Source organism: Cupriavidus sp. GW822-FHT02D05 (assembly GCF_058802485.1).
Map to the genome: position 1 here is coordinate 75534 of NZ_JBXAOE010000036.1, position 22173 is coordinate 97706.

Annotated in this window: 23 protein-coding genes and 1 tRNA gene; 22 read left to right on the forward strand and 2 right to left on the reverse strand. The window is 63.3% G+C overall.

The window, feature by feature from the left end; all coding sequences use genetic code 11:
* The first annotated feature begins 10 nt into the window (after positions 1-10).
* From fabD to nagZ, 19 genes are all read left to right on the forward strand, one after another.
* The gene (gene fabD, locus AC1RQK_RS34320) at positions 11-946 is read left to right on the forward strand and encodes an ACP S-malonyltransferase (RefSeq protein ID WP_492374595.1); all 936 of its coding nucleotides are present in this window, start codon (positions 11-13) and stop codon (positions 944-946) included.
* Between the two features lie 15 nt (positions 947-961).
* Positions 962-1711 (forward strand): 3-oxoacyl-ACP reductase FabG, encoded by a 750-nt coding sequence (gene fabG, locus AC1RQK_RS34325; RefSeq protein ID WP_492813833.1) that lies wholly within the window; start codon positions 962-964, stop codon positions 1709-1711.
* A 170-nt stretch (positions 1712-1881) separates the two neighbouring features.
* The gene (gene acpP, locus AC1RQK_RS34330) at positions 1882-2121 is read left to right on the forward strand and encodes an acyl carrier protein (RefSeq protein WP_009522116.1); all 240 of its coding nucleotides are present in this window, start codon (positions 1882-1884) and stop codon (positions 2119-2121) included.
* Positions 2122-2320: 199 nt separating this feature from the next.
* Positions 2321-3553: a beta-ketoacyl-ACP synthase II gene (gene fabF, locus AC1RQK_RS34335; protein ID WP_492374594.1), complete on the forward strand. Its 1233-nt coding sequence runs from the start codon at positions 2321-2323 to the stop codon at positions 3551-3553.
* A gap of 49 nt (positions 3554-3602) precedes the next feature.
* On the forward strand, positions 3603-4070 hold the full coding sequence (locus tag AC1RQK_RS34340) for a hypothetical protein (protein ID WP_492374593.1): 468 nt from the start codon (positions 3603-3605) through the stop codon (positions 4068-4070).
* 129 nt (positions 4071-4199) lie between these two features.
* Positions 4200-4799 (forward strand): RNA polymerase sigma factor RpoE, encoded by a 600-nt coding sequence (gene rpoE, locus AC1RQK_RS34345; protein WP_006158605.1) that lies wholly within the window; start codon positions 4200-4202, stop codon positions 4797-4799.
* A 134-nt stretch (positions 4800-4933) separates the two neighbouring features.
* A complete protein-coding gene (locus AC1RQK_RS34350) occupies positions 4934-5563 on the forward strand; it encodes a sigma-E factor negative regulatory protein (protein WP_492813836.1) in 630 nt (209 codons plus the stop codon).
* Between the two features lie 8 nt (positions 5564-5571).
* Complete coding sequence (locus tag AC1RQK_RS34355; RefSeq protein ID WP_492374592.1) at positions 5572-6645, forward strand: MucB/RseB C-terminal domain-containing protein; 1074 nt, start codon at positions 5572-5574, stop codon at positions 6643-6645.
* Between the two features lie 112 nt (positions 6646-6757).
* Entirely contained in the window at positions 6758-8248 is a 1491-nt protein-coding gene (locus AC1RQK_RS34360; protein WP_492374611.1) for a DegQ family serine endoprotease, read from the forward strand.
* Between the two features lie 14 nt (positions 8249-8262).
* Positions 8263-8568 carry a glutaredoxin family protein gene (locus AC1RQK_RS34365; RefSeq protein WP_492374591.1) on the forward strand — a complete coding sequence of 102 codons (306 nt, stop codon included), beginning with the start codon at positions 8263-8265 and terminating at the stop codon, positions 8566-8568.
* A gap of 240 nt (positions 8569-8808) precedes the next feature.
* Complete coding sequence (gene lepA, locus AC1RQK_RS34370; RefSeq protein ID WP_150983163.1) at positions 8809-10602, forward strand: translation elongation factor 4; 1794 nt, start codon at positions 8809-8811, stop codon at positions 10600-10602.
* An 87-nt stretch (positions 10603-10689) separates the two neighbouring features.
* Positions 10690-11589 carry a signal peptidase I gene (gene lepB / locus AC1RQK_RS34375; RefSeq protein ID WP_174425133.1) on the forward strand — a complete coding sequence of 300 codons (900 nt, stop codon included), beginning with the start codon at positions 10690-10692 and terminating at the stop codon, positions 11587-11589.
* A 51-nt stretch (positions 11590-11640) separates the two neighbouring features.
* On the forward strand, positions 11641-12108 hold the full coding sequence (locus AC1RQK_RS34380; RefSeq protein ID WP_492374590.1) for a DUF4845 domain-containing protein: 468 nt from the start codon (positions 11641-11643) through the stop codon (positions 12106-12108).
* Between the two features lies 1 nt (position 12109).
* Entirely contained in the window at positions 12110-12880 is a 771-nt protein-coding gene (rnc, locus tag AC1RQK_RS34385; RefSeq protein WP_020205117.1) for a ribonuclease III, read from the forward strand.
* Positions 12877-13812 carry a GTPase Era gene (gene era / locus AC1RQK_RS34390; RefSeq protein ID WP_174425095.1) on the forward strand — a complete coding sequence of 312 codons (936 nt, stop codon included), beginning with the start codon at positions 12877-12879 and terminating at the stop codon, positions 13810-13812. Before rnc ends, era begins: the two co-directional genes overlap by 4 nt.
* Positions 13805-14683 (forward strand): DNA repair protein RecO, encoded by an 879-nt coding sequence (gene recO, locus AC1RQK_RS34395; RefSeq protein WP_416049174.1) that lies wholly within the window; start codon positions 13805-13807, stop codon positions 14681-14683. The genes era and recO overlap by 8 nt, the downstream gene beginning before the upstream one ends.
* A gap of 30 nt (positions 14684-14713) precedes the next feature.
* Positions 14714-15496 (forward strand): pyridoxine 5'-phosphate synthase, encoded by a 783-nt coding sequence (pdxJ, locus tag AC1RQK_RS34400; protein ID WP_492374589.1) that lies wholly within the window; start codon positions 14714-14716, stop codon positions 15494-15496.
* Positions 15493-15936 (forward strand): holo-ACP synthase, encoded by a 444-nt coding sequence (gene acpS, locus AC1RQK_RS34405; protein ID WP_492374588.1) that lies wholly within the window; start codon positions 15493-15495, stop codon positions 15934-15936. Before pdxJ ends, acpS begins: the two co-directional genes overlap by 4 nt.
* Positions 15933-16982, forward strand: coding sequence for a beta-N-acetylhexosaminidase (nagZ, locus tag AC1RQK_RS34410; protein ID WP_492813842.1), 1050 nt, complete (start codon positions 15933-15935; stop codon positions 16980-16982). The genes acpS and nagZ overlap by 4 nt, the downstream gene beginning before the upstream one ends.
* Before the next feature lie 110 nt (positions 16983-17092).
* Here nagZ and efp read toward each other — a convergent pair whose 3' ends face one another.
* The gene (efp, locus tag AC1RQK_RS34415) at positions 17093-17653 is read right to left on the reverse strand and encodes an elongation factor P (RefSeq protein WP_043347839.1); all 561 of its coding nucleotides are present in this window, start codon (positions 17651-17653) and stop codon (positions 17093-17095) included.
* A gap of 126 nt (positions 17654-17779) precedes the next feature.
* Entirely contained in the window at positions 17780-18982 is a 1203-nt protein-coding gene (gene earP, locus AC1RQK_RS34420) for an elongation factor P maturation arginine rhamnosyltransferase EarP (RefSeq protein ID WP_492813845.1), read from the reverse strand.
* A gap of 112 nt (positions 18983-19094) precedes the next feature.
* On the opposite strand from earP, the gene uvrC reads away from it, so the two are divergent.
* The 3 genes from uvrC to AC1RQK_RS34435 all read left to right on the forward strand — a co-directional run bounded on the left by uvrC (position 19095) and on the right by AC1RQK_RS34435 (position 22173).
* The gene (gene uvrC / locus AC1RQK_RS34425; RefSeq protein ID WP_492813847.1) at positions 19095-21224 is read left to right on the forward strand and encodes an excinuclease ABC subunit UvrC; all 2130 of its coding nucleotides are present in this window, start codon (positions 19095-19097) and stop codon (positions 21222-21224) included.
* A gap of 103 nt (positions 21225-21327) precedes the next feature.
* Positions 21328-21930 (forward strand): CDP-diacylglycerol--glycerol-3-phosphate 3-phosphatidyltransferase, encoded by a 603-nt coding sequence (gene pgsA, locus AC1RQK_RS34430; protein ID WP_043347835.1) that lies wholly within the window; start codon positions 21328-21330, stop codon positions 21928-21930.
* Between the two features lie 167 nt (positions 21931-22097).
* Positions 22098-22173 (forward strand) — tRNA-Gly (locus tag AC1RQK_RS34435).

The following is a 22173-nucleotide window of genomic DNA, read 5'->3' on the forward strand; positions in this document are numbered from 1 at the left end:
TTCGATTGCGATGAAATTCTCCTTTGTATTCCCAGGGCAAGGCTCGCAGGCAGTTGGCATGCTCAACGCCTTTGCCGGCAATGCGGTAGTTCGTGCCACGCTGGATGAGGCATCCGCCGCGCTTGGGCAGGACCTGGGCCAACTGATCGCCGAAGGCCCGGCCGAGGACCTGAACCTCACCACCAACACGCAACCGGTGATGCTGACCGCCGCGGTGGCCATCTACCGCGCCTGGCTCGACGCCGGCGGTCCGGCTCCGGCCGTGGTGGCGGGGCACAGCCTGGGTGAATATTCCGCGCTGGTGGCAGCCGGAGTGATCCCCTTTGCTGATGCGGTGCCGCTGGTGCGCTTCCGCGCACAAGCCATGCAGGAAGCCGTGCCGGTTGGCGAGGGTGGCATGGCGGCCATCCTGGGGCTGTCCGACGATGATGTGCGCGCCGCTTGCGCCGAAGCGTCGGCGACCGGCGCCGGCGTGGTGGAGGCCGTGAACTTCAACGCTCCGTTGCAGGTGGTGATCGCTGGCAACAAGGGTGCCGTGGAGAAGGCCTGCGAATTGGCCAAGGCACGTGGCGCCAAGCGCGCGCTGCCGCTGCCGGTGTCGGCACCGTTCCACTCGTCGCTGCTCAAGCCCGCATCGGACCGCCTGCGCGAGCGCATGGCCGGCATGGTGTTTTCCGCACCGTCGATTCCGCTGGTGAACAACGTCGATGTGGCCATCGTCAATGACCCGCAAGCCATCAAGGACGCGCTGGTCCGCCAGGCCGCAGCCCCGGTGCGCTGGGTCGAGTGCGTGCAGAAGATCGCTGCCGAAGGCGTGACCCATGTGATTGAGTGCGGCCCTGGCAAGGTGCTGGCCGGCATGACCAAGCGCATCGACGGCAGCCTGGTGGGCGGAGCGATCTTCGACCCGGCCTCGCTGCAGGACACGCTGGCGCTGCTGAAGTAAACAAGGACCAACGCAATGACAAAATTTCTGGAAAACCAGGTCGCGCTGGTAACCGGCGCATCGCGCGGCATTGGCCGCGCCATCGCACTGGAACTGACCGCCCAGGGTGCCACGGTGGTGGGTACCGCCACCAGCGAGGCGGGTGCAGCAGCCATCAGCGAATACCTGGCGGCAGCTGGCGGCAAGGGCCGCGGCGCCGTGCTCAACGTCAATGATGCGGCGGCGTCAGAAGCGCTGATCGACGAACTGGTCAAGGCGCATGGCAGCCTGGGCGTGCTGGTGAACAACGCCGGCATTACCCAGGACCAGCTCGCCATGCGCATGAAGGACGAGGACTGGAGCGCGGTGATCGAGACCAACATGACGGCGGTGTTCCGCCTGTCGCGCGCCGTGCTGCGCCCAATGATGAAGGCCCGCGGTGGCCGTATCATCAACATCACCTCGGTGGTCGGCTCGACCGGCAACCCGGGCCAGATGAACTACGCGGCGGCCAAGGCCGGCGTGGAAGGCATGAGCCGCGCGCTCGCACGCGAGATCGGCAGCCGCAACGTCACCGTCAATTGCGTGGCGCCGGGCTTTATCGATACCGACATGACCAAGGTCCTGTCGGAAGAGCAGCATGCTGCACTGAAGACGCAGATCCCGTTGGGCCGGCTCGGCCAGCCGGAAGACATCGCGCATGCGGTGGCCTTCCTGGCAGGTCCGCAGGCGGCCTACATCACTGGTACAACGCTCCATGTGAATGGTGGCATGTACATGAATTGATCACCTTGTGCAGTGGCCGGTTTCGAGGGAGAAGCCGGCAGAAGCTGTGCGAAGTGGTTATTTTTAAAACTGATCGGGCGCAGTTCTTGCAATAGATGGCGGGGGGCATTTTTATGGCCCAAACCTGCTAAAATGCGCCCACTTTTTGTCGAACTTCCCTGGAGGGTTACATGGACAATATCGAACAACGCGTCAAGAAAATCGTGGCAGAGCAACTCGGCGTGGCCGAGGCAGACATCAAGACCGAATCGTCGTTTGTGAACGACCTGGGCGCTGACTCGCTCGACACGGTTGAACTGGTGATGGCGTTGGAAGATGAATTCGGCATGGAAATTCCTGATGAGGAAGCCGAGAAGATCACGACCGTGCAACAGGCAATCGATTACGCCACTGCACACGTCAAGGCTTAAGCCTGTCGTATCTGAATTCCGAGCCACAGAAGGCAGGCGCGTGGGCCCATGGGTCCGCTGCGTTGTTTTCTGTGGCTTTCGTCTGTTCGAAGAAGCACAATTGGATGCGTTGCGCCGGTGTCGGTGCGGCCAGTTGCTGGCCGTTGGCTGGCATCGATTCCCAATCCGGTTTTGCTTCACGTACCCGTAGGAAATCATAGTGAGCCGTCGTCGCGTCGTCGTCACTGGGCTTGGCCTTGTGTCTCCGGTCGGAAACACGGTTGCCGAAGGCTGGGCCAACCTGGTTGCCGGCAAGTCTGGCATTGCCACCGTCACCAAATTCGATCATTCCGCGCTTGCCGTGCACTTCGCTGGCGAGGTCAAGGGGTTCAACGCCGAGGACTACATCCCGGCCAAGGAAGCCCGCCATATGGATACCTTTATCCACTATGGCATCGCAGCGGGTTCTCAGGCGCTGAAGGATAGCGGCTACGAAGTGACCGAAGCCAATGCCGACCGCATTGGCGTGCTGGTCGGATCGGGCATCGGCGGCCTGCCGATGATCGAGGATACCCACGCGGAGCTGACCAATCGCGGTCCGCGCCGGATCTCCCCGTTCTTCGTGCCTGGCTCGATCATCAACATGATCTCGGGCCACCTGTCCATCATCCATGGACTCAAGGGTCCCAACCTGGCCGCGGTCACGGCTTGCACCACCGGCCTGCACAGCATTGGCCTGGCGGCCCGCCTGATCCAGGCGGGGGACGCCGACGTGATGCTGGCCGGTGGCGCTGAATCCACCGTCTCCCCGCTGGGCATTGGCGGTTTTGCCGCAGCGCGTGCGCTGTCGACCCGTAACGATGACCCCGCAGCCGCCTCCCGCCCCTGGGACAAGGATCGCGATGGCTTCGTGCTGGGCGAGGGCGCCGGTGTGGTCATGCTCGAGGAGTACGAGTCGGCCAAGGCGCGTGGCGCCAGGATCTATGCGGAGCTGATCGGCTTCGGCATGAGCGGCGACGCTTACCACATGACCGCGCCCAATATGGACGGCCCCCGCCGCTGCATGGCCAACGCCCTCAGGGATGCTGGCATCAATGCGGATGAAGTCGGCTATCTGAATGCGCACGGCACCTCGACTCCGCTTGGTGACAAGAACGAGACCGAAGCGATCAAGCTGGCCTTTGGCGATCATGCCTACAAGCTGGCTGTCAACTCGACCAAGTCGATGACTGGCCACTTGCTGGGTGGCGCGGGCGGGCTTGAGTCGGTCTTCACCGTGCTGGCGCTGCACCACCAGGTGTCGCCGCCGACCATCAACATCTTCAACCAGGATCCCGAGTGCGACCTGGATTACGTGGCCAATACGGCACGTGAACTGAAGATCGATGTGGCGGTGAAAAACAACTTCGGCTTCGGCGGCACCAACGGCACGCTTGTCTTCCGTCGCGCCTGAACCCGGCGGCCGCCGGGTGGCTTCCCCTTTGCGTTCCAGGATCCATCCCTTGCGGTGGGCCTTGGTGCTGTTCCTGGCCTGCGAGCTGGCAACGTTCGCGTTGCTGGCCTGGCAAGGCGTGCAGGAACTGGGGCGCTCGGCGCAAGGCTGGGATTTCACGCAGTGGCTGTTGGTAGCCGGCCTGGCCGGGTTGTGCGGCTGGCTGGCCTGGCATTGGCCCAAGCTCTGGCACGGTGCCGCCTGTGCCTACGGCGGCCTTGCGCCAGGGCGGGACCGTACCGGCCGGCCTGGCATCCTGGTCGATATGCCGGACGGCAGCCGCGCGATAGCGAGGGTGGAATCCAGCTGGGAACTGGGCGAGCTGGCGCTCGTGCTGGCCCTGGAGCCGGTGGCCGGACGGCCACCACGTGTGCTGGTGGTCAATCGCGCATTTGCCGGTGCCAGCGCTTTGCGCGCCCTGAGGCGCACTATTCGGGTTGCGCGCCGTGAAGGCCCGGCGGCCGGCGAGGCCGGCTGATGTGCGGCAATTTCAACCATTCTTCACAATATGCGTTGCAACGCACTGACCGTGCGGTCCGCAACGTAGGTAAAATACAACGTTTGTCGTGAAGACGATACCAAGAGATACACTGCAGGTGAAATATTCGTGAGCGAACGCGAAGCCGATCAGCTCCTCGTTGAACGCGTCCAGCAGGGCGATAAGCGGGCCTTTGAATTGTTGGTGGTGAAATACCACCGCAAGATCATCAGGCTCATTTCGCGTTTGGTGCGGGATTCCGCGGAAGTGGAGGATGTGGCACAAGACGCCTTCATCAAGGCGTATCGTGCGTTGCCGCAATTTCGCGGTGAGTCGGCGTTCTACACCTGGTTGTACCGGATTGCGGTGAACACGGCGAAGAACTACCTGGCGACCCAGGGGCGCCGGCCGGAAGCCTCCAGTGATATCGATGCCGAAGAGGCTGAAACTTTTGCGGACGGTGAGCAACTAAGAGATATCAATACGCCGGAGTCGATGCTCCATACCCGCCAGGTGGCCGAGACGGTCAACCGCGCGATGGAAGCACTGCCGGAGGAATTGCGCACCGCCATCACCCTTCGCGAGATCGAGGGCCTCAGTTATGAGGAGATCGCGGAAGCCATGGGTTGCCCGATCGGCACAGTCCGGTCGCGCATCTTCCGGGCGCGCGAGGCGATTGCCGATAAATTGCGCCCGCTGCTGGGAACAGCAGAGGGCAAGCGGTGGTAGTAGGTAGTGATACCTAGTGGTAAGCAGTAAATAAAATGTCGTGCGGCCAGCGTTGCAGCCTATTCCTGCATCGAAAAACGACAAAGCAGTAGACGGGATTGTCGGTTGTTCAATGGTTTTTCTAGGGGTGGGAAATGGGTCAGGCTCATAAGCAGTCGGTTCATGAAGTGGAAGCAGCGGAGCAAATCTCCGTGCTGATGGATGGCGAGCTGGCGCCGCACGAAGTAAACGCCGTGTTGGATCTCGCGAAAAGCGAGGCAGGCATGGCGAGTTGGGCCTCTTATCAATTGATTGGCGATGCCCTGCGTTCGGAAGAACTGACGCATGCCGGCTCGACCGATGACTTTCTTTCCCGGTTTTCCGCTCGTCTGGACAGTGAGCCGCATGTGCTGGTGCCCGCCGTCGCCAAGGCGTCGTCGGCTCATCGCCTGCTGTTCAAGCCGTCGTGGGTGCGGCGCGTCATGCCGAGCACCGCGATTGCCGCTGCAGTGGCCGCCGTCAGCTGGGTAGCCGTGCCGCAGATGCGCGGCGCCGCCGACCTCGGCACGCCGGATGCGGTAGTGGCGCGTGTCGAGCAACCTGCAGCGCCCAAGGCTGGCGGCATCGTGACTGTCTCCGCCGATAACGTGCAGATGATCCGCGATCCCCGTCTGGATGAATATCTTCGCGCTCACCGCGTCTCGGTTGCCACCGATGCGGTAGTGCCGACCATGCGCCAAGTGGCTAACAGCGCAAACTTCTCTCAGGACAATTCGCAGGAATAATGCCGGACATGCATAAAGGATGGTCGCCCGCCAACGTAGCGGGCGCACACAGAATTAGGGCCCTTCGCAGGTCCTTTTTTCTGGCCTTGTGTCTGACTGCGGCTGCGGCAACTGCGCAGCCGCCGGACAATACGCTGGCCCGTCGCGACGCAACGGCCTGGCTCAACAAGATCCATCGCGCGGCCCAGCGCGAGAATTATGTCGGCACGCTGATTTATCAGCGTGGCAGCGTGATGCATGCATCGCGTATCCAGCACTACAGCGATCTCGTCAACAACGAGTATGAACGGCTTGAAACCCTTGACGGCAAGCCGCGCGAGGTGCTGCGCCAGAACGACATCGTCCACAGCCTGATTCCCGAGGCCAAGCTGGTGGTGGTGGAGAAGCAGGAGGCCAAGGATCGTTTCCCGGCGCTGCTGGCCACCAACAAGAACGATGTGCTCGATATCTACGATATGCGCAAGCTTCCGGGCGAGCGCGTGGCTGGCGTCGAGTGCGAGGTCTTTTCGCTCGAGCCGCATGACGCGGCGCGCTACGCCGTGCGGCTTTGGGCGGAGAAGAATTCTGGCTTGCTGATGCGTGCACAGACCCTGGGCGAGGGCGGCAAAGTGCTGGAACAGGTTGCTTTTTCGCAAGTCGATATCGGCGTGCCATCGGAAAAGCAGCGCATTCTCACGGCCATCAAGAACTCCGGCTCCTGGACTCACTATGAGGTGACCAACCATCCGGCCAATATTGCCGATGAAGGCTGGAGCATCGCGGTTCCGGTCAAGGGGTTCCTGAAGATCCGCGAGGTTCGCCGCCCGCTGGGAGAACTGCGCGCACCGCAGGCCAACCCGCGCGGCAATGTCTTCGAAGTGCTCCAGGTCGTCTACAGCGATGGCTTGACCGGCCTGTCGGTGTTTATCGAGCCGGTTTCCGAGCAGCGCGTGCGCCGCGAAGGCGTCGCCTCGCTGGGTGCCACGCAGGTCGTGGTACGCCGCGTAGCCGATTTCTGGATCACCGTGGTGGGTGAAGTCCCGCCGGCCACAGTGAGGCAGTTTGCCTCGGCGGTAGAATACAAACCACCGAAAGCCCACTAGGCCGGATCGCGGCGTTGCCGCAGGCGTGAACACCGCCTGTGGGCCGCCACCGATCGGCAACCCTGCCGCCTGTGCTTTCTTCCTCTTTTCGCTGATTTCCCGGGAGTCGACGATGTCACCAAGATCTCCAGCCTTGGCTCGGACCGTGCTCATGGCTGCCATTCTCGCCTTTGCGCCCTTTGTCGCGGAGTTGAGTCACGCGCAGGCCGCCGCGCCATCCTATAACCTGCCCGACTTCACCGATCTGGTGGAAAAGGCCGGACCGGCTGTCGTGAACATCCGCACCACCGAGCGCGTGCGCGCGCGCGGCACGCCGGGGGGGACGGAAGATGACGAAATGGCAGAGTTCTTCCGCCGTTTCTTTGGCGTGCCCATGCCAGGTGCACCCACGCCGCCGGGTGCCCCGCGCCGTGGCCAGCCGCCGCAAGGCGAGGAGCAGAGTCGTGGCGTGGGATCGGGTTTTGTCATTAGCCAGGATGGCTATGTGATGACCAATGCCCACGTTGTTGCTGATGCGGAAACCATCTACGTCACGCTGCCCGACAAGCGTGAATTCAAGGCCAAGCTGATCGGCTCGGACAAGCGCACCGATGTCGCCTTGCTCAAGGTCGAGGCGACCGGCCTGCCCAAGCTGACGCTCGGCGATTCGGACAAGGTTCGCGCTGGCGAATGGGTGCTGGCCATTGGTTCTCCCTTTGGCCTCGATAACACCGTGACTGCAGGCATCGTCTCCGCCAAGGGGCGCGATACGGGTGACTACCTGCCGTTCATCCAGACCGATGTGGCGGTCAACCCCGGCAATTCTGGCGGTCCGCTGATCAACCTGCGTGGCGAGGTGATCGGCATCAACTCACAGATCTACAGCCGCAGCGGCGGCTATATGGGTATCTCCTTCGCCATCCCGATTGACGAAGCCATGCGGGTCACCGAGCAGCTCAAGGCGACCGGCAAGGTCACGCGCGGACGCATCGCGGTGGCAATCGGTGATGTGACCAAGGAAGTTGCCGATTCGCTCGGCCTGGGCCGCGCCCGGGGCGCGCTGGTCGGCAGCGTCGAGCCCGGCGGCCCTGCCGAGAAGGCGGGGATCGAGGCTGGTGACATCATTCTCAAGTTTAACGGCCGCGACATCGAGAAGGCGTCGGATCTGCCGCGCATGGTTGGCGACATCAAGCCGGGCACGCGCGTTCCGCTGCAGCTCTGGCGCAAGGGCGCGACGCGCGAGATGTCCATCACCGTGGCCGAGCTGGATGCGGATGCGAAGGTGAAAACCCGCGGCAATGGACCGCGCGACGATAACACCCCGCCGGCGGCCAAGCCCAATGCGCTTGGATTGATCGTCAATGAGATTCCCGACGCAAAGCTCAAGGAGCTCAAGATCAAGTCGGGGGTCGAGGTCGAGCAGGCGGATGGTCCGGCGATGCGTGCCGGCATTCGACAGGGCGACATCATCCTGCGGTTGGGTGACAGCGACGTGACCAGCCCTAAGCAGTTCAACGAACTGGTCAAGGGACTCGACAAAGCCAAGATCGCAGCGGTGTTCGTGCGCCGCGGGGATGCCACCCAGGTGCTGACCCTGAGGCCGGGCACGATGTCCTCGCGCTGACCGGCGCCGCCATCATGGCCGATCTCACACTGTATGGCAGGAGCTACTGCCATCTGTGCGAGGACATGAAAATCGCGCTGGAGCCGCTCCGGCGCGATTTTTCCTTTGTCTTGCACGAGGTGGACGTGGATGCCGATCTGGCGGCCATAGCCCGTTTCGACGAGCTGGTGCCCGTGCTGATGGCCGGTTCCCCGGCCGGCCCGGACGTGGAGCTGTGCCATTACTTTCTTGACGAGAAGCGGGTGCGAGCGTGGTTGGCCGCACATGCGGGGCCGCGGGCGGGCGAACAGGTGGGTAATGGGGCGTTCGATGGCACATAAGTGCGCCCGGCAAAGCCTGGTCTGGCTGCAGGGCTAGCGCCGTGGTCCATTTCGCAATACGGAAGTCCTTGAAAATACGGTAAAATCGCACTTTGGCGCAAAGTCTGCGTCACCAACCTGCGGCCGGGATCGGCGTGCGCCCAGCAGGGCGCCAGTTCCAGGCCGTTCATAATTGCTGCGCCGCCCGGCGTGCCCACGCGGGCACTTCGTGGCCTGAAACGGCGCACCCCTGAGTATCAGATGGACCATATCCGCAATTTCTCGATCATCGCCCACATCGACCACGGTAAATCGACCCTGGCCGACCGCATCATCCAACTCTGCGGAGGCCTGTCCGATCGCGAGATGGAAGCGCAGGTGCTTGACTCGATGGACATCGAGAAGGAGCGCGGCATCACCATCAAGGCGCAGACCGCCGCGCTGAGCTACAAGGCGCGTGACGGCAAGATCTACAACCTCAACCTCATCGACACCCCGGGACACGTCGACTTCAGCTATGAAGTGAGCCGCTCGTTGTCCGCCTGTGAAGGCGCGTTGCTGGTGGTCGATGCCTCGCAGGGCGTGGAAGCGCAGACCGTCGCGAACTGCTACACCGCGATCGAGCTCGGCGTGGAAGTGGTGCCGGTATTGAACAAGATCGACCTGCCGTCGGCCGATCCCGAAAACGCGATCCGCGAGATCGAGGAAGTGATCGGCATCGACGCGCATGACGCCACGCCTTGCTCGGCCAAGACCGGCCTCGGCGTGCAGGACGTCATTGAGGCGATGATCGCCCGCGTGCCGCCGCCCAAGGGCGATCCCGCCGCTCCGCTGCAGGCCCTGATCATCGACTCGTGGTTCGACAACTACGTGGGCGTGGTGATGCTGGTGCGCGTGGTCAACGGCACCCTCAAGCCCAAGGACAAGGTCCTGCTGATGGCCACGGGCTCGCAGCACCTGGTCGAGCAGGTCGGCGTGTTCTCGCCCAAGTCGCTGCCGCGCGAGTCGCTGCAGGCAGGGCAGGTGGGCTTCGTGATCGCCGGCATCAAGGAATTGAAGGCCGCCAAGGTGGGTGACACCATCACCACCATGGCGCGCAAGGCGGCCGAGCCGCTGCCTGGTTTCAAGGAAGTCAAGCCGCAGGTGTTCGCCGGCCTGTACCCGGTGGAAGCCAACCAGTACGAAGCGCTGCGCGAATCGCTGGAAAAACTCAAGCTCAACGACGCATCGCTGCAGTACGAGCCCGAGGTGTCGCAGGCGCTTGGCTTCGGCTTCCGCTGCGGCTTCCTGGGTCTGCTGCACATGGAGATCGTGCAGGAGCGCCTGGAACGCGAATTCGACATGGACCTCATCACCACCGCACCGACGGTGGTGTACGAGGTCGACATGCGCGACAAGACCAAGCTGATCGTGGAGAACCCGGCCAAGATGCCGGACCCGAGCCGCATCGAGAACATCCTCGAGCCCATCGTCACGGTCAACCTGTACATGCCGCAGGCTTACGTCGGCTCGGTGATCACGCTGTGCACGCAGAAGCGCGGCACGCAGATCAACATGAGCTATCACGGCAAGCAGGTGCAGCTTACGTATGAGATTCCGATGGCGGAAATCGTCATGGACTTCTTCGACCGGCTGAAGTCCGTGTCGCGCGGCTACGCCTCGATGGACTACGAGTTCAAGGAGTATCGCGCCGCCGACGTGGTCAAGGTGGACATCCTGATCAACGGCGACAAGGTCGATGCCTTGTCCGTGATCGTGCACCGCTCCAACTCGCAGTACCGTGGCCGCGAAGTCGTGTCCAAGATGCGCGAGATCATCCCGCGCCAGATGTACGACGTAGCCATCCAGGCCACCATCGGCGTCAACATCATCGCGCGCGAGAACGTTAAGGCGCTGCGCAAGAACGTGCTTGCCAAGTGCTACGGCGGGGATATCTCGCGTAAGAAGAAGCTGCTGGAGAAGCAGAAGGCGGGCAAGAAGCGCATGAAGCAAGTGGGTTCGGTCGAGATTCCCCAGGAGGCCTTCCTCGCGATCCTGCAGGTGGGCGACAAGTAAGCCGGCTGGGCCGCGCCGGCACTGCCGGCAGGCTCCTGGCAGTGGTTGACGCGGACTCTATCAAAACAACACGACGATCTAGCCGACATGAATTTTGCACTGATCCTTTTTGTGCTTGTGGTTATTACGGGCATTGCCTGGGTGGCCGACAAACTGGTGTTCGAGAAACAGCGGCGGCTTTCCGCCCAGTCCGCGCTGGCCGAGTTCGATGCGCGCAAAGCCGATCTCCAGGGACGCTACGGCGTCGGCGAGATCGACACGTCGCGTAGCCGCCTCGCCGAGGAAAAGCTGCGCCAGCCTTGGTGGCTGGAGTATTCCGCAAGCTTCTTCCCGGTAATCCTGGCCGTGTTCGTGCTGCGCTCCTTCGTGGTCGAGCCGTTCAAGATCCCGTCCGGCTCGATGATCCCGACGCTGCTGATCGGCGACTTCATCCTGGTCAACAAGTACGACTACGGCATCAGGCTGCCGGTGGTGAACAAGAAGATCCTCTCGGTCGGTGACCCGAAGCGCGGCGACGTGATGGTGTTCCGCTACCCGAAGGATCAGTCCCTCGACTACATCAAGCGTGTGATCGGCGTGCCGGGCGATGTGGTGAGCTACCAGAACAAGCGACTGACCATCAACGGCAAGGCCGCCGACTACAGCCCGCTGCCCGATTACCTGGATGAAGAACGGCTTTCGTATTCGAAGCACTTCCGCGAGAAGCTGCCCGACGGCCCGGAGCACGGTATCCTCAACGACGCCGACCGGCCGCCGTTTGTCTCCGGCGCGGACCCTGATTTTCCGTTCCGCGAAAACTGCACTTACAATCAGCAGGGGCTGACCTGCAAGGTGCCGCAAGGTCACTATTTTGTGATGGGCGACAACCGCGACAACAGCCTGGATTCACGTTATTGGGGCTTCGTGCCCGATCAGAATATTGTCGGCCGGGCATTCCTGATCTGGATGAACCTCGGCAATATCGGACGCGTGGGGGCGTTCAAGTAAGCCTTCCGCGGCGCGAATAAATCACTCCAGTCAAGCGAGGGAAAGCGCAACATGGGTCAACAGGGTCAGAGTGGTCAGAAGGGTCAGGCTGGTCAAACGGCACTGGCAGAACAAACGGATCAATCGCGTCGGGAGGTTGGTTCAAGGAGGGGGAGGGCGCGTCTGGCGGGGCGGTACAAGGTGCGCGGATTCTCCCTTGGCAGCTTGCTGATCGTCATCTTGATCGTCGGAGGCATCGTGATCCCGGCGGTCAGGGCGATCCCAAGCTTGCTGGAGTACTTTTCGGTCAAGCGCGCCATCAGTTATGCCAAGCAACAGGCATCCAACAAACGCGAAGTGGCCGATTATTTCGCCAAGCAGGCACAGATTGACCGTATCACCGCTGTGCGCAGCGACGATCTGGACATTCACGAGGACGACAATGGCACGATCCGCTCGGTGGGTTTTTCCTACCGTAACGAGGTGCCGTTATACGGCCCTCTGAGCCTTATGATTACCTATTCGGGAACGCAGTACTGACATGAACCTCGATGCCTTGCAGCAACGCCTCGGCTACCGCTTCAGCAAGCCAGAATTGCTGCAGCAGGCGCTGACGCACCGCAGCCACAGTGCCTTGCACAACGAGCGCCTGGAATTCCTGGGCGATTCGGTGCTGAACTGCGCCGTGGCCGATATGCTGTACGGCATGTTCAGCAAGCTCGACGAAGGCGATCTCTCCCGCGTGCGCGCCAACCTGGTCAAGCAGCAGGCGCTGTATGAAATTGCCCAGATGCTGCAGTTGTCCGAAGCGCTGCGCCTGGGCGAGGGCGAACTGAAGAGCGGCGGTTTCCGCCGCCCTTCGATTCTTGCCGATGCGCTGGAAGCCATCGTCGGCGCCGTATTCCTCGATGCCGGCTTCGAAGGTGCGCGCACACTGATCCGCAAGCTCTACATCCCCATCCTCGAGCAGGTGGATCCGCGCACACTGGGCAAGGATGCCAAGACGCTGTTGCAGGAGTACCTGCAAGGCCACAAGATAGCCCTGCCGCAATATAACGTGATCGCCACCCATGGCGCCGCGCATAATCAGCAGTTTGAAGTCGAGTGCACCGTGCCTAAACTGGAAGTGCGGGTGTTCGGTACCGGCGCGTCGCGCCGTGCCGCCGAACAAGCCGCCGCCAAGCTGGCGCTCGACGAGGTGCAAAAACTCGTGCCCCAGTTGCTCAAGCGCAGCCGGGCCGAGCGCACCGGCAAGACGCGCAAGCAGCCGGTGCCGCCCGATCCCCAGTTGTCTCTCAGGTTGAAGGAATGACCGAATCTACCAATCCGCAGCAAGATGCCGCGGGTACCCCAAGCGCAGCCTTTCGTTGCGGCACCGTGGCGATTGTCGGGCGTCCCAACGTCGGCAAGTCCACGCTGATGAACGCGCTGGTTGGCCAGAAGGTCAGCATCACCTCCCGCAAGGCGCAGACCACGCGCCACCGCATCGTTGGCATCCAGACTACCGAGGACGCCCAGTTCGTCTTCGTCGATACGCCGGGTTTCCAGACCCGCCATGCCAGCGCGCTGAACCGCTCGCTGAACCGTGCCGTCACCTCGACCCTGTCGTCGGTGGACCTGGTGCTGTTCGTGGTTGAGGCCGGCTACTACGGCGCCGACGACGAGAAGGTGCTGTCGCTGCTGCCCAAGAAAGTGCCGGTGCTGCTGGTCACCAACAAGCTGGATCGCCTTGGCGCGGACCGGGCCGAGGTGATGATGCCCTTCCTGGAAAAGATGGGGCACCAGTTCCAGTTCGCGGAAGTGGTGCCGATGTCGGCCAAGACCCACGATCACATCGAGCGCTTGCTCGCCATCATCCGGCCTTACTTGCCGGAAGGTGAGCCGATGTACGACGCCGACTCCATGACCGATCGCAGCGAGCGCTTCATGGCCTCGGAGATCATCCGCGAGAAGGTGTTCCGCTGGACCGGCGACGAGCTGCCCTACACCAGCACGGTCATCATCGAGAAATTCGAGACCGAAGGCCGGCTGCGGCGCATCTTTGCCACCATCCTGGTCGAGCGCGATGGGCACAAGGCCATGATCATCGGCAACAAGGGCGCCAAGCTCAAGACCATTTCCACGGAGGCCCGCATCGACATGGAGAAGCTGTTCGACGGCAAGGTCTACCTGGAGATGTTCATCAAGGTCAAGAGCGGCTGGGCCGACAACGAAGCTGGATTGCGCGCCTACGGCTATGAGTGATAGAGCGGGCGGGCCTGCCCTGAAGGCCCGCCGCATTGACCCGGTGGTGGAAGAAGCCGCCGAACTGCTGGGCAGCCATGCCGTGCCTGGCATGGCAGTGGCGGAGCAGCGCGCGATGATGGATCGCGCGTTGCGCATTGTGCCGGCGCGCACCGAGCTGCGCGTCGCCAACCAGCCCGGCTTCGTGCTGCATGCCTGGCCTTACCGCGAAACCAGCCTGATCCTCGACGTGTTCACGCGTGACCACGGGCGCGTCGCCATGGTGGCCAAGGGCGCCAAGCGGCCGCATTCGGCGCTGCGCCCGGTACTCCAGCATTTCCAGCCGATCTCCCTGTCATGGAGCGGCCGCGGCGAGGTCAAGACACTGACGCGCGCGGAGTGGGTTGGCGGCATGCTGCCGCTGGCAAGCGACGCCTTGCTCTCGGGTTTTTATCTCAACGAATTGCTGCTGCGCTTTTGCGCCCGCGAAGACGCCCACGTTACCCTGTTTCGCCAGTACATGGCCACGCTGACCCAGCTCTCGCACGGCGAGCCGGCCGGACTGGTGCTGCGCGGCTTCGAGCGTGTGCTGCTGCAGGAAACCGGCTTTGCGGTCGCTTTCGACGAGTGCGCCAATTCCGGCGAGACGGTCGAGCCGGAGCTGGACTATGTCTACCAGCCCGAGCGGGGCGTGCGTCGCGCGCAGGCCAGCGATCCATCATCCTGGCCGGTGGTTTCCGGCCAGACGCTGCTCGACATGTCGCAGGACGACTATAGCCGTACACAAACTGTCACGCAAAGTCGTGCCCTGATGCGCTTCCTGCTGCATTATTATTTGCAAGGCGCGCCGCTGAAGACGCGCCAGATTTTGATCGACCTGCACTATCTCTGATTTGTTTCCGAGCCTTTAGAGCCCACCCGCATGATCTTCCACGCGCATCCCGGCGTCATCGACCTTGGCGTCAATATCGACCACGTGGCCACGCTGCGCAATGCGCGCGGCACGGTCTATCCCGATCCGATCCAGGCAGCGCTGCAGGCCGAGCAGGCCGGCGCCGACCTGATCACGCTGCACCTGCGCGAAGACCGCCGCCATATCCGCGACGCTGACGTGCACGCGCTGCGCCCGCTGCTGGCCACGCGCATGAACCTGGAGTGCGCGATCACCCAGGAAATGCTCGACATCGCCTGCGGGATCCGTCCGCAGGATGTCTGCCTGGTGCCCGAGCGGCGCGAGGAAGTCACCACCGAAGGCGGCCTGGACGTAGCCGGGCGCTTCGAGCAGGTCAAGGCCGCCTGCCGCCAACTGGCCGATGCGGGCATTCGCGTCTCGCTGTTCATCGATGCGCAGGTAGAGCAGATCGAAGCCGCTGCCGCTTGCGGCGCGCCTGTGGTGGAACTGCACACCGGGCGCTACGCCGATGCGCATTCGGCCGAGGAGCAGGCCGCCGAGCTGCGCCGCGTCGCCGAAGGCGTCGATGCCGGCGTGCGGCTTGGCCTGGTGGTCAACGCCGGCCACGGCCTGCACTACACCAATGTGCAGCCGGTGGCCGCGCTGCATGGCATCAAGGAACTGAATATCGGCCACGCCATCGTCGCGCATGCGGTCTTTGTCGGCTGGCAGAATGCCGTGCGCGAGATGAAGGCCATCATGGTTGCCGCGCGGCTGGGCACTACCTATCCGCGCCCGGACGCCGCAGCGTGATCTACGGCATCGGCACCGACATCATCCAGATCGAGCGCGTGCAGGGCGTGATGGAGCGCACGCGCGGCCGGTTTGCCGAGAAGGTGCTCGGTCCGCAGGAACTCCAGAAGTACCACGCCCGCAAGGCGCGCTCGGAAAAACGCGGGCTCGCTTTCCTGGCCACGCGTTTCGCCGCCAAGGAGGCCTTCTCCAAGGCGATTGGCCTGGGCATGCGCTGGCCGATGACCTGGCGCGCGATGGAGCTGCTGAACCTGCCCTCCGGCGAGCCGTATCCGCATTGCCACGGCGAGCTCGACGCCTGGCTGCGGGAGCGCGGCCTCGTGGTGCGGGTCAGTGTCAGCGACGAACACGATTATGCGGTCGCTTTTGCGATTGCCGAGCCGGGCGGCGCTGGCGTCAGCCTGCCGCTCGCCTCCCAGCCTAGTGAAGAATCCAAATGATCAAGAAGATTTCCGGTAAACGGCCGGGTCCGGTTGTACTCGATGTCAAAGGCAAGCAACTCGATACGGACGATGTCCGCCGCATCTCTCACCCGCTGACCGGCGGCGTGATCCTGTTCGCGCGCAACTTCGAGTCGCGCGCGCAACTGCAGGCACTGACGCATGAGATCCGCACCGTGCGCGACGATGTGCTGATCTGCATCGATCACGAGGGTGGCCGGGTGCAGCGCGCCAAGACCGATGGCTTCACGCACCTGCCGGCCATGGCCCGGCTTGGCGCGTTGTGGGACCAGGACGTGCTGGCGGCAACCAAGGCGGCCGTGGCCTGCGGCTACGTGCTGGCGGCCGAGTTGCGCGCGTGCGATATCGACCTGAGCTTCACCCCCGTGCTCGACCTGGACTACGGGCTCAGCGCCGTGATCGGCGACCGTGCCTTCCACGCTGACCCGCGTGTGGTGACCATGCTCGCCAACCACCTGACCCACGGCCTGCTGCTTGCCGGCATGGCCAATTGCGGCAAGCACTTCCCGGGGCACGGCTTTGTGGCCGCGGATTCGCATGTGGCCGTGCCGGTGGACGAGCGCGGCCTTGACGAGATCCTCTCGCAGGATGCGCGCCCTTACGAGTGGATGGGGATGACGCTATCATCGGTGATGCCGGCGCACGTGATCTACCCCAAGGTCGACCCGCACCCGGCCGGCTTCTCTCGCTACTGGCTGCAGGACGTGCTGCGTACCCAGTTGGGCTTCGAAGGCGTGATCTTCAGCGATGACCTGAGCATGGAAGGGGCCAGCGTGGCAGGCACGGTGACCGAGGCTGCGCGTGCTGCCTTGGGCGCCGGATGCGACATGGTGCTGATCTGCAACCATCCGGAGCGGGCCGACCAGTTGCTGGATGAGCTCGATGTGCGTATCGGCAAGACCTCGCAACGCCGTATCCGCCGCCTGTTCGGGCGCCGCAAGCCGCTGGACTGGAACAAGTTGATGCAAGAGGCGGAGTACGCCGCCGCGACGGGCGTGCTCAAGCGCCACGGCCTGATAGCCTGACGCCGCATTCGCCGAAGACCGCTAAGCAGCAGGGAAAAGAAAAGGGCAGCCGAAGCTGCCCTTTTTCCGTTGCGCCACCCGCGCTGCGGATGGCGGCGAATCAGCTGCGCTTAGTTTGCGCGGCTGCGGTATTCGCCGGTACGGGTGTCGATTTCGATCTTGTCGCCGATGCTGCAGAACAGCGGCACTTGCAGCTCGAAGCCGGTGTTGATCTTGGCGCCCTTGAGCACCTTGCCCGACGAGGTGTCGCCCTTGACGGCCGGCTCGGTGTAGGTGATCTCGCGGACCAGCGTGGTCGGCATATCCACCGAGATGGCCTTGTCATTGTAGAACACCACTTCGACGGTCATGCCGTCTTCGAGGTAGTTCAGCGAGTCACCCATGCTGTCCTGCTCGACTTCGTACTGGTTGAAGTCGGTATCCATGAACACGTACATCGGGTCGGCGAAGTACGAGTAGGTGCATTCGCGGCGTTCCAGCATCACGACTTCAAACTTGTCGTCAGCCTTGAAGACGGATTCACCCGGGGCTTCCGTCAGCAGGTTCTTGTACTTCATCTTGACCACGGCGGAGTTGCGGCCCGACTTGTTGTACTCAGCCTTCTGCACGACCATCGGGTCGGTACCGATCATGAATACGTTGCCGACGCGGAGTTCTTGTGCGGTTTTCATCTGAACTATTTCCTGAAAAAGAATGTCTCGGAATTCGGTATGGCGAAGGCGCTCTGCCGACACACTGCGCGCAAGCTTGCGCGGGGCGTTTCCGTCTTCCGGCCTGGTCACCATCAAAATAACCCATTATTTTACCCGATTTTCGCAGAAGGCCACGAGATTTGCGGCCAGGTCGCCGAGGTGCTGCAGGCTGCGCTGCCACTGCTCGGTGGCGGCACCCAGCGCGGGCAGATGGGCGCGCAGGCGCGACCAGTCAGGTGATTCACCATCCTTATTCCAGCTGTGCCAGAAGGTGGAAAGTGCATTGGCAACCTCAATCTGGCCGCTTTGTTCCAGCCGATGCCGGAACAGAGCCAGGAAGGCATCGAGCTTGACCATGTGCGCCGCGTCGGATTGCGGGTAGATATGCCAGACAAAGGGTCGGCCAGCCCACTGCGCGCGCACGAACGAATCCTCGCCACGCACGAAGTTCAGGTCGCATAGCCAGAGCAGTTCATCGTAGTGCTCCTGGCGCACAAAGGGCACCACCTGTACGGTCAGGTTGCCGCGCTCGAAGGCGCTGCCGGGCACGCAACCGGCCGCCCCGAACCACTCGCTTGCCTGTTGCGCCGCCAGGCCGGCCGGAACCAGGCACTGGACGGGGTCTGGGCCATCCCGCCATTGCGCGAGCAGCGCTGGCAAAGCCGCGTTGGCATACGCGAACAGGCTGACTTTCAGCGCGCCGTCGATGGGCTGGAAGCCAAGGCGATGCCAGAGCGCGGCTTGGGCTGCGGGGCTGGTGCGCAGGTGCTCGCGCTGCATGCCGAGCATGGCTTCGCGCAGCAGGCCGCCCGTGCCGGGCTCGAAGCCGGGGAAGAAGAAATACTTGACCAGTGGCAGGCGCGGGTGGGGCGAGGCCATGCCGTGGTGTTCCCTGACCCAGGGCTCGGCGCTCATGTATTCGAGATTGATCCAGGCCGGTTTGGGCTCGCATACAGCCATGGCGGCCAGGAATGTGGCCGGCAGGTCGCAGGCGAAGGACTCGATCACCGCATCGTGCGGCGTGACCCCCGCGAAGCGCGCGGCGCTCTCCTCGGCGCTTTCCTCGTCCGCGCGCCGCCACGGGCGAATCGTCACGCCGGCAAGCACTTGCTCTGGGGCGGCGACGTCGAGGCCTGGCGCAAGGCGCGCGAAGCTGGCTAGGTCGTCCACCCACAGGCGCACGGCGTGGCCGTGTTCCTGGGCCAGCTGGCGTGCCAGCCGCCAGCAGACGCCGATATCGCCATAGTTGTCGATGACGGTGCAGAAGATGTCCCAGGAGCGGATGGCGCGATCGGGCTGAGTGGGCATGGTGGCGGGACTCCGCAAGGATTTGCTCTAAACTTGCGATTTTAGAGCTTGTTGCGCCTTGGCCCTGCCGGGTATGCGCGCCACCGGCCAATCCACGGTCAATTCGCTACCGATGTCCCAGCAGGAACCTGAAACCCACGATCAGGGCGCGTCCGCCTCCACCCAGCCGGATGGGTTGCCCGAGCAGCCGGCCAAGGCGTCCTTGGCGGCCCCTGCCGAACCTGTGTCGGACGCTCCATTCGACGCCAAGGCCGTGATTGCGCAATTGCCCGGCCTGCCCGGGGTCTACCGCTACTTCGATGCCCAGGGCAATGTCCTTTACGTGGGCAAGGCGCGCGACCTGAAAAAACGCGTCTCCAGCTACTTCAACAAGACGCTGCTGTCGCCGCGCATTGCCATGATGGTGGCCAAGATCGTGCGCATCGATACCACGGTGGTGCGCACCGAGGCCGAGGCGCTGCTGCTGGAGAACAACCTGATCAAGGCGCTGGCGCCGCGCTACAACATCCTGTTCCGCGACGACAAGTCGTATCCGTTCGTCAAGCTGACCAGCCATTGCTTCCCGCGCATGGCCTACTACCGCGGCGCCACCGACCGCAAGCATCAGTATTTCGGGCCGTTCCCCAGCGCGGGCGCTGTGCGGGAGAGCATGCAGATCCTGCAGCGCGTGTTCCAGTTGCGTACCTGCGAGGACACCGTCTTTACCAATCGCACGCGGCCATGCCTGCTGCATCAGATCCACCGTTGCACCGGGCCTTGCGTGGGCGCCATCAGCGAGGCGGATTACACGCGCGATGTCAGCAACGCGGCGCGCTTCTTGCAAGGCCGTCAGAACGAGGTGCTCGAAGGCTTGCAGGCGAAGATGGAAGAGCACGCCGGGCGGCTGGAGTTCGAGCAGGCGGCGGCGGTGCGCGACCAGATCGGCGCGCTGTCCACCGTGCTCAAGCGGCAGGCCGTGGAGGAGGTCGGGCAGTCCAGCGATATCGACGTGCTTGCGGTAGCGGTGGAGGGTGGCCGTGCGTGCGTCAACCTGGCGATGGTGCGCGGCGGCCGCCATCTTGGCGACAAGGCGTATTTCCCGGCGCACGTCGAGGAGGGCGCGATGATTGTCGGGCACCAGGACGAGGATGCCGGTGCCAGCGCGCCAATCGAGCCTGGCGTTGCAGCTGGCGAAGGCGCGGCAGCGCTCGGCGGCCCGGCCGGCATACCGGTCGAGCGCATCGCCGCCGAGGTGCTGTCCGCCTTCATGGCGCAGCACTATCTGGACCAGGCCGTGCCGCCGATCCTGGTGGTGAGCCACCTGCCGCCGGACAAGGCCCTATTGGAGGCATTGTCGATGCAGGCGGGGCGCAAGGTCACGCTGGTGCGCCAGCCGCAGGGGCAGCGCCGGTCCTGGCTCGAGATGGCGCAGAAAGGCGCCGAGCTGGCGCTGTCGCGCCGCCTGGCTGAGCAAGGCAGCCAGCAGGCCCGTACGCGCGCGCTGGCCGAGACAATCGGCATCGACATGGAAGACCTCGCTTTGCTGCGGGTCGAATGCTTCGACATCAGCCACACCGCTGGCGAGGCCACGCAAGCGTCTTGCGTGGTCTTCCACCATCATGAAATGCAGAACGCCGAGTACCGCCGCTACAACATCCAGGACATCACGCCTGGCGACGACTACGCCGCTATGCGTCAGGTGCTGACCCGCCGCTACCAGAAGCTGGTGGAGATGCTGGAGCAGGCGCCGGCGCAGGAGCCCGTCCCCGAGGGGGGCGAGCAAGGCGGCGAGGCGGGGGCGTCCGGTGCGCTGGCGCTGGTGCCGAACGTGGTGCTGATCGATGGCGGCAAGGGCCAGGTGGAGGTTGCGCGCCAGGTGTTCGAGGAGCTTGGCCTCGATATCGGGTTGTTGGTCGGCGTGGCCAAGGGCGAGGGCCGCAAGGTCGGGCTGGAGACGCTGATCTTCGCCGATGGCCGCCCTTCGCTGGAGCTGGGGCAGGGCAGTGCGGCACTGATGCTGGTGGCGCAGATTCGCGACGAGGCGCACCGTTTTGCCATTACCGGCATGCGCGCGCGCCGCGCCAAGGTGCGCAACACCTCGCGGCTGGAGGAGATCGAGGGCGTCGGCGCCCGCCGCCGGCAGAAGCTGCTCACGCGCTTTGGCGGCCTGCGCGGGGTGGTCGCGGCCAGCATCGACGAATTGGCCAGCGTCGATGGCATCTCGCACGCGCTGGCCGAGGAAATCTATCGGCAGCTACATTGATCCGGCCAAATCCGATGCCAATGTGGCAGGAAATGCTCGGCCATCGTTGAAATAGGCGACAATCTCGGCGTTGCCCATTGCCGTCGTCTCGTTCCGAGCCCCCATGCCGCTGAATATACCGATCCTGCTGACCTGGCTCCGTGTTGCCATGATTCCCCTCGTGGTGGGCGTGTACTACCTGCCTGAAGCATGGCTGCCCATGCATGCCAAGAACATGACGGCAGCCGGTTTTTTCATCGTGGCCGCGGTCACAGACTGGCTGGACGGTTTCCTGGCCAGGCGCTGGAACCAGACGTCTTCCTTTGGCGCCTTTCTCGATCCGGTCGCCGACAAGCTGATGGTGGCGGCCGCGCTGCTGTCGCTGCTGGCGCTGGGCCGGGTGGCCGACCTGATCGCGCTGGTGATCATTGGCCGGGAGATCACCATCTCCGCGCTGCGCGAGTGGATGGCGCAGATCGGGGCGTCGAAGAGCGTCGCGGTGAATTTCCTCGGCAAGCTCAAGACCACCTTCCAGATGATCGCGATCCCTTTGCTGCTCTTCAACGATAGCCTGTTCGGCATCGTCGATGCTTCCGTGCTGGGCGCATGGCTGATCTATGTGGCGGCGGTGCTGACCCTGTGGTCGATGTTCTATTACATGAAGCTGGCGTGGCCGCAGATTCGCGAGCGCAGTGGCTTGAGTGGCGAGGCCACCGCACAAAAGTGATGGTTCGATGAAAAATATGCTTGACGACCACGCCGCTGATTTGCAATAATCCTGTTCTCGCTTCTGACGAAACAAACCGAACGAAGCGAAAAGCAGCAAGAATGTAGCGAGATGTGAGCGGTATCGGCACAGAAGCTGTGTTTTAAGTAAGAAGTTAGCAGGATCCTGCGGGAGTAGCTCAGTTGGTAGAGCGCAACCTTGCCAAGGTTGAGGTCGCGAGTTCGAGCCTCGTCTCCCGCTCCA